The sequence below is a fragment of the Halomonas sp. M1 genome (genome assembly GCF_029581375.1).
Lineage (GTDB): Bacteria > Pseudomonadota > Gammaproteobacteria > Pseudomonadales > Halomonadaceae > Vreelandella.
Map to the genome: position 1 here is coordinate 158,943 of NZ_CP121119.1, position 12,828 is coordinate 171,770.

12 protein-coding genes are annotated in these 12,828 nt (G+C 53.5%); 5 read left to right on the forward strand and 7 right to left on the reverse strand.

Going from position 1 to position 12,828, the window contains the following annotated elements; genetic code table 11:
- Positions 1–7 precede the first annotated feature (7 nt).
- From P8S54_RS00705 to P8S54_RS00720, 4 genes are all read right to left on the reverse strand, one after another.
- The gene (locus P8S54_RS00705) at positions 8–949 is read right to left on the reverse strand and encodes an ABC transporter permease (protein WP_281442816.1); all 942 of its coding nucleotides are present in this window, start codon (positions 947–949) and stop codon (positions 8–10) included.
- Positions 946–1,995 (reverse strand): ABC transporter permease, encoded by a 1,050-nt coding sequence (locus tag P8S54_RS00710; protein WP_281442817.1) that lies wholly within the window; start codon positions 1,993–1,995, stop codon positions 946–948. The genes P8S54_RS00705 and P8S54_RS00710 overlap by 4 nt, the downstream gene beginning before the upstream one ends.
- 141 nt (positions 1,996–2,136) lie before the next feature.
- Positions 2,137–3,708, reverse strand: coding sequence for an ABC transporter substrate-binding protein (locus P8S54_RS00715; protein ID WP_281442818.1), 1,572 nt, complete (start codon positions 3,706–3,708; stop codon positions 2,137–2,139).
- A 276-nt stretch (positions 3,709–3,984) separates the two neighbouring features.
- Positions 3,985–4,371, reverse strand: coding sequence for a glutaredoxin (locus tag P8S54_RS00720; RefSeq protein WP_009096365.1), 387 nt, complete (start codon positions 4,369–4,371; stop codon positions 3,985–3,987).
- A gap of 223 nt (positions 4,372–4,594) precedes the next feature.
- Between P8S54_RS00720 and mpl the strand changes: the two genes are divergently transcribed.
- The 3 genes from mpl to P8S54_RS00735 are packed head-to-tail and all read left to right on the forward strand — an operon-like array spanning position 4,595 to position 7,280.
- Positions 4,595–5,971: a UDP-N-acetylmuramate:L-alanyl-gamma-D-glutamyl-meso-diaminopimelate ligase gene (mpl, locus tag P8S54_RS00725; protein WP_281442819.1), complete on the forward strand. Its 1,377-nt coding sequence runs from the start codon at positions 4,595–4,597 to the stop codon at positions 5,969–5,971.
- A gap of 5 nt (positions 5,972–5,976) precedes the next feature.
- Positions 5,977–6,654, forward strand: a complete 678-nt coding sequence (locus tag P8S54_RS00730; RefSeq protein WP_281442820.1) for a flavin prenyltransferase UbiX — start codon at positions 5,977–5,979, stop codon at positions 6,652–6,654.
- Between the two features lie 5 nt (positions 6,655–6,659).
- A complete protein-coding gene (locus P8S54_RS00735) occupies positions 6,660–7,280 on the forward strand; it encodes a LysE family translocator (protein WP_281442821.1) in 621 nt (206 codons plus the stop codon).
- Between the two features lie 30 nt (positions 7,281–7,310).
- Here P8S54_RS00735 and P8S54_RS00740 read toward each other — a convergent pair whose 3' ends face one another.
- From P8S54_RS00740 to P8S54_RS00750, 3 genes are read right to left on the reverse strand one after another with little or no spacing between them, the layout of a single operon-like run.
- Positions 7,311–8,708 carry a bifunctional DedA family/phosphatase PAP2 family protein gene (locus tag P8S54_RS00740; protein ID WP_281442822.1) on the reverse strand — a complete coding sequence of 466 codons (1,398 nt, stop codon included), beginning with the start codon at positions 8,706–8,708 and terminating at the stop codon, positions 7,311–7,313.
- A gap of 23 nt (positions 8,709–8,731) precedes the next feature.
- A complete protein-coding gene (locus tag P8S54_RS00745) occupies positions 8,732–9,664 on the reverse strand; it encodes a diguanylate cyclase (RefSeq protein WP_281442823.1) in 933 nt (310 codons plus the stop codon).
- Positions 9,661–10,515 (reverse strand): hypothetical protein, encoded by an 855-nt coding sequence (locus P8S54_RS00750; protein ID WP_281442824.1) that lies wholly within the window; start codon positions 10,513–10,515, stop codon positions 9,661–9,663. The genes P8S54_RS00745 and P8S54_RS00750 overlap by 4 nt, the downstream gene beginning before the upstream one ends.
- A gap of 234 nt (positions 10,516–10,749) precedes the next feature.
- On the opposite strand from P8S54_RS00750, the gene P8S54_RS00755 reads away from it, so the two are divergent.
- Both P8S54_RS00755 and nadD read left to right on the forward strand, forming a co-directional pair.
- Positions 10,750–12,057 carry a glutamate-5-semialdehyde dehydrogenase gene (locus P8S54_RS00755; protein ID WP_281442825.1) on the forward strand — a complete coding sequence of 436 codons (1,308 nt, stop codon included), beginning with the start codon at positions 10,750–10,752 and terminating at the stop codon, positions 12,055–12,057.
- A complete protein-coding gene (gene nadD, locus P8S54_RS00760) occupies positions 12,054–12,713 on the forward strand; it encodes a nicotinate-nucleotide adenylyltransferase (protein ID WP_281442826.1) in 660 nt (219 codons plus the stop codon). The genes P8S54_RS00755 and nadD overlap by 4 nt, the downstream gene beginning before the upstream one ends.
- Positions 12,714–12,828: the final 115 nt, after the last annotated feature.

Genomic DNA, 12,828 nt, shown 5'->3' on the forward strand with positions numbered 1-12,828 from the left:
GGTGCCCTCAGCCTTTATAAAGTCGTGGGTTCATGACATCGCGAAGCCAGTCACCCAATAGATTGATAGACAGCACCAGCACTACTAGCACCGCACCAGGAATCAACGTAATCCACCAAGAGCCCGACTGTATGTAATCAAAGCCTGCTTTGATCAACGACCCCAGCGATGGGTGAGTTTCTGGCATCCCCAGGCCCAAGAACGACAACGCCGCCTCGGAAATTATTGCGTTGGCAATTTGTACCGTAGAGATAACAAAAATAGGTGAGAGCGTGTTGGGCAGTACATGACGGAACATAATGCGCTTGCTGCGCAGGCCCATCACGCGGGCGGCGTCCACGTACTCTTTGCTTTTCTCGGCCAGCACCGAGGCGCGCACCGTTCTTGCATACTGCGGCCACTCAGCCAAGCCGATAATCAAAATCAGCATGAGTACCGCGTATTGGCTGTAAAAGGCGCTGCCCATGGTGGCCTTAACTACAGCGCCTACCACAATGGCCACCATTAGAGTGGAGAACGATAGCTGGATATCTGCCAGGCGCATCAAGAAAGCATCAACGCGGCCACCCAAATAGCCGGCCATTAAGCCGAAGGTGACGCCAAGCAGTGCCTGAAGGAATACGGCACCAAAGCCAATCAGTAGCGATACCCGGGTGCCGTAAAGCACAATCGACCATAAATCGCGGCCCTGGGCATCGGTGCCTAGTACGTAGCGGTCGTCGGCGCCGTCAATCCAGAAAGGCGGCAGTTCAGAGTCGAGAATATCAATTTGGCGCAGGTCATAAGGGTCAGTGGGGGCCAATAGCGGTGAAGCAAAGGCGGCAATGACCATGCAAAGGAATACCGCCAAACACAACTGAGCGGTGCGGTCGCGCTTAAAGCTGTACCACAAAAAGGAATCGCGTAGGCGTTCCCAGCGGCTGGGTGAAGCATTCGTTGTCATTGTCATGCGGGCTTCCCGGTCAGTTTAACGGTGGGGTTCACCAGTCCGTAGATCAAGTCCACAATCGTATTAGTGACCACAAAAATAACGCCGACAATCATCAGGTAAGAGACAATCAACGGAATATCGGCATGGTTTATTGCATCTAAGAACATCAAGCCCATGCCCGGCCATTGGAAAACGGTCTCGGTTAAAATGGTGTAAGCCACCATGGTGCCGATTTGAACACCACCGACAGTAATCACGGGTAGCATGGTGTTCTTAAGCGCGTGAACAAAGTAAACGCGGCGCATCGAAATGCCTTTGGCACGGGCATACTTCACATATTCAGATTGCAGTACTTCCATCATTTCGGCGCGGATCAGTCGAATGAAAAGCGGCAGCATAATAGAGGCAAGTGCAACCGAAGGCAGTACCAAGTGCTTTATGCCATCCCAGGTCGCGAGATTGGTATCCCAGTTACCCGTCACGTTGACTAAGTCATAGCCACGTCCAAAGGAAGGCATATTACCTTGCGTGGAGAAGACGCTATTCAGCCACGCTCCCCAGCCGGTGGTTTCAGGGAAGAGCGTGACAGTCACGCCGATGGAAAAAATTTGGATAAGCAAGATGGCGGTAAGAAAGACCGGAATTGAAATACCAATAATGGAAACGCCCATAAAAAGGCGTGAAATCGGTGATCGTGGCTTAATCGCGCTATAAACACCAATGGGGACAGAAAAAACGACGATGATCAGCGTTGCAGCAAATACCAGCTCTAAGGTTGCCGGTAAGTGTCTGGCGATCACTGATAGAGCAGGCTCGCGATAAAAGTACGAATAGCCAAAATCGCCTTGAACCGCGTTTGTAGCAAAACGTACATACTGTACCAAGAACGGGTCGTTAAGGCCCAGACGCTCACGAATAGCTTCCCGCTCGCTTTCAGGTACTGACTGTCCGACCATCTGTTGTACAGGGTCACCCAGGTTATCCTGGATGGCGAAGGCCAGTACACTGATGATAAACATCACCAATATAGCGTGCATCAGCCGCTTGATTAGAAAAGCAATCATGGCGTACGCCACCTATGCAATAGGTTTAATTAAGGAGTAGGGCGGATCTCGTTGCTGGTCATCAACAAATAAACTACTTCGCCCCCCAGTTACCTGGAGAGCGAAGCATCCTTGCTTATTAATGCGGCAAAGCGAGAGAACTTAGCGGTTGATTACTAAGTCACCCAGGTATGGGAAGTCGGTTGCGTTAACGACCGGCTCAATTTCGACACCGTCTGCTGCGGCATAGGCCAGATTTTGCCAATGCAGCATGATGAAGCCAACATCTTCGTAAAGCATGGCTTCAGCTTCACGTAGCATTTCATTACGTTTTTCGAGATCTGTTTCGCTGTCTGCTTGGGTAACTAGCGTATCGATCTCTTCGTTGCAGTAGCTGCCGTAGTTGTACTGGCCCGCCCCCGTCTCTTCGTCAATACAGAAAGAGAGATACTGGAAGAAGTTAGCGCTGTCTTCGGTATCAGAGTGCCAGCCAATCATCGCGATATCAGAACCACGCTCATCATATTCGGGCCAGTACTGGGCGAGCGGCATGGTACGTAGGCTGACATTAATATTAATACGCGCCAACATGTTAGCAACCGCCTGGGCGATTTGCGCATCGTTAACGTAGCGGTTGTTCGGCGCAATCATTTCCACGCTAAAGCCGTCTTCAAAGCCTGCTTCCGCCATAAGCTCCTGGGCGCGTTCCAGATCGTAACGCGGAACCAGGTCAGGGTTGTGGCCCGAATAGCCTTCAGGAGAGAACTGGCCTGCAGGCGTTGCGAAACCGCGCATTAAGCGGTCGGCAATGCCCTCTTGGTTAATGGCAAGGTCAACCGCTTGGCGGACGCGAGCATCCTGGAAGGCTTCAACCCGCTCTTCATTAAGCTGGAAGCCGATGATGCGCGTGCCGGGAATTTCATAAAGGTTTGCACCTTGGGCATCGCGAACACGGTCTAAATCGTTAGGCGGTACGGCATCAATAAAATCAACGCCGCCAGAGAGAAGCGCCGCAACGCGGGAGGCGTTTTCTGCAATAGGCGTCAGTACAATGCGTGAAACATTGCCTTCGGTTTCGGTATCCCAGTAATCTTCGAAACGCTCAAAATCAACCCGCACACCCTGACGACGGTCGGTGACGATGAACGGGCCGGTACCGGAAACGTTGCGCGATGCAAAGGAGTTGCCCGCTTTAACGATTTCTGATTTGTCGTTTCCGTCGTCGGTTTCACCGGTGTAGAACTCGCTATCCATGGGGAAGATGTAGGTAGCAAGGTTGAGCAGCAGCGGGTAGGGCTCAGTGGTAGTGATTTCTACGGTGTAGTCATCAACCGCTTCAACGCTGGCTATCGGCTCAAAAATAGCGCGATAGTCTGGGCTATCTTTTAAACGCTCAATGGTCCATACCACGTCTTTGGCAGTGAATTCGTTACCGGAGTGGAAGGTAACGCCTTCACGCAGCGTCATGCGCATGTGGGTGTCGTCTACTTGCTCCCACTCAGTGGCCAACCGCGCTTCAAATTGAAAGTCTTTGGTCCAGCGAACCAGCGGGTCAAAGGCTAAGTGTGAAAAGCGTAATACGCCGCCAGAAAGCTGCTCATGGAGGTCGAGAGTTTCAGGGTCAGCAGAGTAGCCAATACGCAGTGTTTCAGCGCTTGCCGCCATCGGTAGCATTGCAGTGCCCGCAACAGCGGCGCCAATAATGGAGGCTAGTAGCGTTTTCTTGAGCGTCATAATCGTTCCCATGAATGATTGTTTATTGTTCGTTCTACACGTTGGTCACGGTGCTGTTGTTCATAGGTGACCCGTAAAACAGACACGGCCAGCTCGTAAGCTATCTAGCTAACATAGAGAGAGCCTGTTGCGTCATACAATCGAAATAATGACACGTATCATTCATCTGCCGAATGAGATGGCTAAAAGCGGCAGGGCGGCGCCAGGTGTTTAGACGAAAGTTGATACTGTTGGCAGTAAACTAGCAGGCCAAATGGCCTGCCTTAAGCAAGTTTTTTAGCCAAAGCGCTTATGCAGCAAGCGATTAATGGCATCCGACTCGTAAAGCCATTCGTGCCGCCCATCTTCATGGGTGATTTTCAGGCAGGGGACTTTAACTTTGCCGCCGCCTTCTTGTAGCGCCTTTTTATGCTCGGGATCTAACTGAGCGTCCCGTGTTTCAATTTTCAGCCCCAGCCGGGCAATTTCTTTGCGTACTTTGATACAAAAAGGGCAGGTGCGAAATTGATAAAGCGCTAGGCTTTTGCACGCTTGATCTACCTCGGCCTGCTCTTCAGGGGTGCGCTCTACCGATTTTGGTGTAGAAAGCTTTTCTGAGATCAGCATGACCGGTGCGAGTACAAGACGTAGGCCGCGGAAAAAATAACGAATCAGAATGCGCATGGATAGTTCCTCTGACCAACACCGTGGCTAGGCGATGTGGTTAAGTGGTTTATTAAATGGATGGGCGCATCCTGCAACAATACGCCGAATTTGTCACTTTCTAGCCCCGTGACGTGAAGCCGCAATGATGATGGGATGAGCAGCGTGGCTTAGCGTGCTAATCTCAGCGGCTATTTTCAATATGTTATGTCGGCTTTTACGGCAAAGGGAAAGGAGCTACCCCATGCATCTCCATATTATCGGTATTTGTGGCACCTTTATGGGTAGTTTGGCGTTGTTGGCTCGGGAGTTAGGGCACCAGGTTAGTGGCTCCGACGCCAATGTTTATCCCCCCATGAGCACCCAGCTTGAACAAGCAGGCATTACGTTAATGGAGGGCTACCGTGCGGAAAATTTGTCAGCGGCAATCGACATGGTGGTGGTGGGTAATGCGCTCTCTCGGGGTAACCCCGAGGTCGAGGCATTGCTCGATAGCGGGCTGCGCTACACCTCGGGCGCCCAGTGGCTTGCCGACCATGTGTTGCCTAATCGGCAGGTTATTGCGGTGGCCGGAACCCACGGTAAAACAACCACAGCAAGCCTATTGGCATGGCTGTTAGAGAGTGCAGGGCAGACCCCCGGTTTTTTAATTGGCGGTGTGCCGCGTAATTTCGGTGTGTCTGCCCGACTGGGCAGCCCCGAAGCGCCGTTTGTGGTTGAGGCAGATGAATACGACACCGCTTTTTTTGATAAACGCTCTAAGTTTGTACATTACCGCCCCACCATTGCGGTGCTGAATAACCTTGAGTTTGATCATGCGGATATTTTTCCTGATCTAGCGGCTATTGAGCGCCAGTTTCACCACCTAGTGCGCACGGTACCCAGCAAAGGCCAACTGCTGATCGCCGACCAGCAGCCTGCCTTGGAACGGGTGCTAGGGATGGGTGCCTGGACGCCAGTAGAGCGCTTTGGTTGCTTGGCCACCAGCGAGTGGCAGCTAAGCCTGGAGCGCTCGGATGGCAGTCGTTTTCAGGTACTGTATCGCGGTGTTAATGGGGAAGAAGACGGCGTTGTAGAGTGGTCGTTAACCGGAGAGCACAATGCCCGCAACGCCTTGGCAGCGCTGGCGGCGGCGCATCGCTGTGGGGTTGATCTGCCCCGTGCATGTGCTGCTCTGTCGCGTTTTCAGACCCCTCGGCGCCGGCAAGAGGTGCTAGGTGAAGTAGGGGGAGTGCAGGTGATTGATGATTTTGCCCATCACCCAACCGCCATCGCCGCTACGTTACAAGGGCTGCGTGCGGCCACTACCAAGGGGCGCTTGTTAGCGGTGATTGAGCCTCGCTCCAATACCATGCGCTTAGGTGCACTGCGTGAGCAATTAAATGACAGCGTTGCTGAAGCGGACGCGGTGTTTTGGTTTCAGCCCGAAGGCCTTGATTGGTCAATGGAAACGTTAGTGGCAGAGCAGGGCGAGTGCGCTCAGCTATTTAGCACTATTGAGTCGCTGGTCGAGGCCGTTGTCACCCAGGCGTCACCGCAAGACCGTATTGTCGTCATGTCGAATGGTGGCTTTGAAGGTGTCCATGAGCGCCTATTAACCGCATTAGCCGTTAAGGAGTAAGTTGCGTGGCGAAGATTCGTTCAGATAGCCCAGGTTCTACTTTTAAGCCACCGGTTACCGTGGCCCTAACCGGTGCATCGGGGGCGCAATATGGCTTACGGCTGATCGATGTGCTGGTAGAGGCCGAGCATGAAGTATGGGTGATGATATCCAAAGCTGCACACATGGTGATAGCCACTGAAACAGAGGTATCGCTGCCAGCGCAACCTGCGCGTTTAGTCGAGGCGTTAAGCCAGCGTAGTGGAGCTAAGCCAGGGCAAGTTCGTTGTTTCGGGCGTGAGGACTGGATGGCGCCTGTGGCGTCCGGTTCGGGTGCACCTTCGGCCATGGTGGTGTGTCCTTGCTCTACAGGGACTCTCTCTGCGGTGGCAACCGGAGCAAGCAATAACTTAATTGAGCGCGCGGCAGATGTCGCCATCAAGGAGCGTCGAACCTTGGTGATGGTACCCCGGGAAAGCCCTTTTTCTCCCATTCACTTAGAACATATGCTGGCGCTTAGTCGACTAGGCGTAGTGATCCTCCCAGCCGCGCCAGGGTTTTATCACCAGCCGCAAACCATCGAAGACCTTATTGATTTCATTGTCGCCCGAATCCTCAATCAGTTGGGCATTACTCACCGCCTGATGCCGCGTTGGGGAGAAGCGCACCAGCCATCCAGCGATACACAACATAAGGATTTGTGACGGTGATGTCCTGGGCCATGTTGTCGGTGTTTGTGCCAACTTTTTTGTTTGTTTCGCTTACGCCAGGCATGTGTATGACCCTTGCCATGGTGCTGGGTATGACCCAGGGCGTTAAGCGTACGCTTTGGATGATGGCGGGGGAGCTAATTGGGGTTGGTTTTGTAGCTGCTGCAGCCGGCGCTGGCGTTGCCGCCTTAATGCTTCGTCAGCCTGAGCTGTTTACTGCTTTCAAATGGGCAGGTGGTGCTTATCTTGCTTACCTGGGAGTTATGATGTGGCGCTCCCGGGGGCGCATGGCGATCCCCAGTGAACTGGATGCTGGCCCCGCTGCTGGGCGGTTGCAACTGGCCATGCAGGGACTCGTAACTGCCGTTGCAAACCCTAAAGGCTGGGCGTTTTTTATGGTGTTGCTACCGCCGTTTTTAGATAGCAGTCGCCCACTAGCACCGCAGCTTAGCGTTTTGATTGTGGTTATTCTTACCATCGAATTTGCCAGCATGCTGGTTTACGCCACCGGCGGTAAAACGCTGCGTAAGGTGTTGGGTAAAAGTGGCAATGTGCGCTTGCTTAACCGAATTGCTGGCACGCTGATGTTGGGTGTGGGCGCTTGGTTAGCGCTGGGTTAACAAAGCCAGTTAGAGTAAGGCTACCGCCCGTTAAGCGGGCGGTAAGAAGATAATGCGTAAAGTAACCAGAAACAGCGATGCGCTAGCGAGCAGTATCCACGGGCAGGGGGGGAAAGGCGGCCGGTAGCGACGCTGCCAGCTAAGTCGCACCAGCGCGCACACCACCAAGCCGAGTAGAGCGCCGCCAATTAAGTCACTTAACCAATGTACGCCTATTACTAAGCGGGAGAGTGCCATTGGGGTGGCTAGTACAATCGCAAGCCAGTACACCCAAAAGTGCCGCTTACGCGGCAGACCAGCCACTAAAAAAGCGGCGGCCAGGCCAATCACCACCACCGATGTAGAGGTGTGGGCGCTAGGGTAAGCGAGTGACCCCGTTAGGTGGTCGGGGGTGAAAGGCCGTTCACGTCCAAAAATAGCCTTGCCCAAGGTGTTTAGCAGGGCAATGCCCCCCACTGCTGCGCCCCAGTGATAAAAGGCATCCCAGCGCTTGTGCACCAAAAACCACAGCCCCCAGGGGATGAGTAGCGCGGTAATACCGAGCTTATCGCCGATATCAGCCAGTATTAAACTTGAGGTAACCAACACATCGTTGCTTAGCCAGTTAAACAGCCGCTGAGCTTGGAGGTCCATGAGTAGGGGGCCGTCGTGCTGCATGACCAGCAGCGTCCAGGCTGACACGCTGGCGAGTGCCACGACGAACAGCAGAAGCGATGCTAGTGGAACCTCTCCGGACCGGCTCATAGAGAGCCAGGGGCGCCGCATGAATGGGATGCGGCGAATGATGCGCGCAATGCCTAGATACGCCCAGCCGTGGCGGCCAACTTGTGCTCTGCCCCAGGAAAACATCACGGCTAGCACTACTACGCTTGCGGCCATCATAATCGCAGCGGCTTCTACGTCAGGTGGCAGGTCAAGGCGCTGTTGCCACGTTCGGCCTAATAGATAACCTGGCAACACATAAGCCGGCGCCCATAGCGCTGCTGATGAAACGTTGGCCCACAAAAACGTGCGGGCAGGCATGCGCATCATGCCTGCAATTAGCGGAATAATAGGGCGTACCGGGCCTACAAAGCGGCCAACAAACACCGAATAGATCCCATATCGTTCAAAAAAACGCGCGCCACGCCCTAGCCACTCTGGATGATGCACCAGTGGCCAGCGCTGAGTTACCTGCTCGCGGTGATGGTAGCCCAGCTTATAGCTAATGCCATCGCCTAGTACGGCGCCAATGAAGGCCGCGCCAACAAGCCAGGGGAGGCCAAGGGATTGGTGCCCGGCAACCGAGGCGGCTGCGGTAATTAACACTACCCCAGGAACCAGCAAACCAACGAGTGCGAGAGACTCAGCCAGCGCGATGAGTAAAACCAGCAGCAGCAACATGGTTGGCGACATCGAAAGCGCAAAAAGTGAATCAACTACAGACACAGAAAGCTCCAAATAAAAAAAGGTTAGGCCTCAACCAATGCCTGGGCGCGCGCTTCCAGGCGCTTCACGTAACGTTCAAAACTTTCAGTTCGGCACGGTAAACACACGCTAATGCGGGTGTCTAAATGACCTGTTTCGACGAGCACGCAGCGTGATAATGCGCGCTGAAGCCGTTCACGTACTAATAAAGCTCCGCTTTCACTCGTGTCTGGAAGCACTAGCCAAAAAGTGGCGTTGCCTGCTCGGCCCAGCAAATCATGGTCGCGGCAGCGGCTATTAACCTCGCTGCAGAGAGTACCTAGAAGCGCTAGTTGAGCACGCTGTCCAAACTGCTCTTCTGCCATATCTAGCTGGGGTAGATGAAGCACCAGCACGGCAAGGCGTTTGTTAAGCATTGCTGCGCGCTGATACTCATTGTGTAGCCGCTCTTTTAAGGTGTCGATATGGTAAGCATTGCAGTCGCTGTCGTTGGGATCTGTTGCTCTTAATAGTGCCCCCCTGCGAGCATGTTCCCAGGGGGGGAGCGCTGATAGCAAAATAAGGGCGAGATAGCCCAGCGCAAAGGTGGATGAAATATCACTGGTGCCGGGTAGCAGCCACCAAAGGGGTGTACAGAGGATGTTTAAAAAAAGCGCGCCCCATAACGGCAGAAGCAAAAAAGAAGCGGCAACAGGCAACCCCAGCCAGATAAGCGGTGTAGAGGGTTGATAGTACATGGCGGCTAGAACCACCGCGTAGGTGCTTGCGAGTAAAATGGCCCGCGGGATAGCGGGTGTTAAGCCCTGGCTGTAGTGCATCAATAGGGCGGTTAGTAGCAGCAAGGTGACAAATAAGGGGATTAATAACTCGCGGTAGTCACCCATCGCGTATAGCCACAATGTATAAGCGGCCATAACGACGACGCTGCCACTGTACGCCAGTGTCATTAACCACCTGGGTAGCTGATGCTCAGTCATGGCATGCTCCCAAACGTCTTGGCAGGAGAGGTATGCAGCATTTCCAGAGTGAGCGTTGAAAGCTCCACATCCATCAGCGGAGTGTGGTAATAAAGCACCTTTTCAGGCAGAGCGTTGCAAATCAGCCTGCGGCGTTGGGCGCCCTCCTTTGGCGAGCGCGACAGTAGCAATATAACTAACGTCGTGCCATTTAAGCGATACACGTTTTCAAATGCGTAAGTTAACTCGCAGAGTTTTTGTGCCGATGCCCAAAGCTGGTGACGTTTAACGTGTATGACGACTACTTCAGCGTAAATCGCCTCTCTTTCAGAGCGGATCTGCTCCCGGGCTAAGTCGCGTAATAGCTGCTCGCCAGCCCATAAGTTGAGCCCCGGTATTAGCCGTAAGCGTTGCTGGATCGCTCCGTTGATATCAATCAGCTGGCGTGTTTTCGATACCGCCAATAGCCCTAAAGCCGTTAGTGTTGTCAGCAGTAATAGCCACTCTGGCTTGCTGAGAAAAGGGGCGATCATTATCCAGCTTAGTAGGGCGGCGCTGGCGTTAAAGGCGATTGCCACAGGTCTTTGCGGCAGCATATAAACGGCTGCAAAAACCCATATCAGTATGCTGTGCCGCTCCGGGGCCGAGACAATTAAGCAAAGTAGCAGGCCGCCAGCCAGCATTTGCCAGGGCAAGCCTCTAGCCCGGCGGTGGCTGAAATCCAGCAGCAGCGCGGTGATCAAAAGCCATCCAACCGAGAGCCACAGCACCAGGGCGGCAGCAGGTGGGGCGGTGGGTGTCCAGAGTGCTAGCACCACAGCGGCAGCCAATAAATTGGTTCTTAGTAGGCGTATTTTGTACTTGCTTTGCATGGTGGCTTACTATTCACCTTTAATAACGAAGGCTGATTCACGGCCGTGCCGTGGTGCTGTTTGATAATGTTGCCGTGTCGAGATGAGGCATCTAATACCCCAGTATAACGCCCAAATGGCGTAACATACTGTTAAGCATTCAGTACCATGGTCACCATAGCTTCTATATAGCTTTTACACATAACATTTACCTACAACCACCTCACACGCTACGCCACTAACCAGGGAGACGATATGAGCGGTTCTAACACGTTCCAGGATGAAGCCCAACGCCACTTGGCTGCTGGGGATGTGCCCGCTTATATGCAGGCGCTCGGGCAGGGTGCCCGTGCAGCGGCCGTTGAACTGCGCCGCGCGGATACGGGACTAAAAAATCGTGCACTTGAGGCGATGGCGGCCCGCTTGGCCGCTTCTAGAGCGATGATTTTAGAAGCTAATGCACTTGATATGCAGCGCGGTCAACAAAATGGTTTAGACAGTGCGCTACTGGATCGCTTAGCGCTCTCCGATAGCCGAGTAGATGCCATGATTGAAGGGTTGCGCCAGGTGGCTGGACTACCCGATCCAGTGGGCGAAATCGACGAGATGAACTACCGTCCAAGTGGTATTCAAGTGGGCAAAATGCGCGTTCCGCTGGGGGTTGTCGGCATCATTTATGAGTCTCGCCCCAATGTCACCCTTGAAGCTGCAAGCCTTTGTTTAAAATCCGGTAATGCCTGCTTATTGCGCGGGGGGTCAGAAGCCAGCGCCTCAAACGCTGCCATTAGCAGCTGCATTCAGCAAGGCTTGGCTGATGTCGGCTTACCCGCGGGTGCTGTCCAGGTAGTGGCAACCACTGATCGCGCTGCGGTAGGCGCGATGATCAGCATGCCTGAGTATGTTGATGTGATTATTCCGCGAGGCGGCAAGTCACTAATTGAGCGTATTTCCCGCGAAGCGAAGGTGCCCGTCATCAAGCACCTTGATGGCGTTTGTCATGTGTATATCGATACAACGGCAGATCCAGCCAAAGCATTAGCCATTGCGGTTAACGCTAAAACCCACCGCTATGGAACCTGCAACACCATGGAGACTCTGTTGGTGGATGCGCCGATCGCCGATCTTGTGCTGCCAGAGTTGGCCCGTGCCTATGCACAGCATGACGTGGAGCTACGAGGCTGTAAGCGCACCCAGGCATTGTTGCCGCAGGCCGTTGAAGCAACAGAAGAAGACTGGCATGCAGAGTACCTGGCCCCCGTATTGGCCATTAAGGTCGTTGATGGTATGGATGAAGCGATTGAGCACATTGAGAAATATGGGTCTCACCACACTGATGCCATTGTTACCCAGGATTACTCCCTTGCCCGCCGCTTTATGGCAGAAGTGGATTCCAGCTCGGTGATTGTTAATGCTTCTACCCGCTTTGCAGACGGCTTTGAGTACGGGCTTGGGGCAGAAATTGGCATATCCACCGACAAACTGCACGCCAGAGGTCCCGTCGGGCTACAGGGGCTGACAACACAGAAGTACATCGTGTTTGGAGATGGTCAGGTTCGGCAATGAGTCATGCGCTGTTAAAGGTAGGCATGCTGGGCGGAACCTTTGATCCAGTACATTTGGGCCATTTGCGCAGCGCGGTGGAGGTTCGTGAAGCGCTGGGGCTGGATTGGCTACACATGATTCCAGCGCCCAAGCCGCCTTTGCGAGACGCCCCGCAGGTCTCGCCCGACCAACGTTTTGAGCTGCTCAAAATGGGTATAGCCGATACGCCGGGCATTATTGCTGATGGGCGTGAGCTGCGCCGGGAGGGCCCTTCCTACAGCGTTGATACGTTGGCAGAGTTACGCAGTGAGTACGGTAGTGAGGTGCCGCTGACCATGATTATTGGCTTTGATGCGTTTTTACGGCTGACAAAATGGCACAAGGTGGACGAAATATTCACTTTAGCGCACCTTGTGGTAATAGCTCGGCCTGGCTATCAAACACCCTGGCCTCCAGCGCTGAAGGAACTGGTTGGTAATCGAGAAGTCGATAGTACATCGGCGCTCATGCAGCGCCCTTATGGTTCAATGCTATCGCTCACACTTCCCTCAATGATGGCGATCTCTGCTACTTATGTAAGAGAGCGCCTAAAAGCAGGTGAGAGTGTGCGTTATCTGCTTCCGGAAGCAGTGGAAAGAAGCATTTTACAGCAGGGGCTTTATCAAACGTACGAATAGCGCTGGCAGTCATGAAAGAAGCCGTTACAATGGCCCGCTAAACGGCGGCTGATTGATATTAGCTTCGAAGCAGTATTGATTGCCGTTTTTTTACCCGTTCTACTAATTAGTCTTA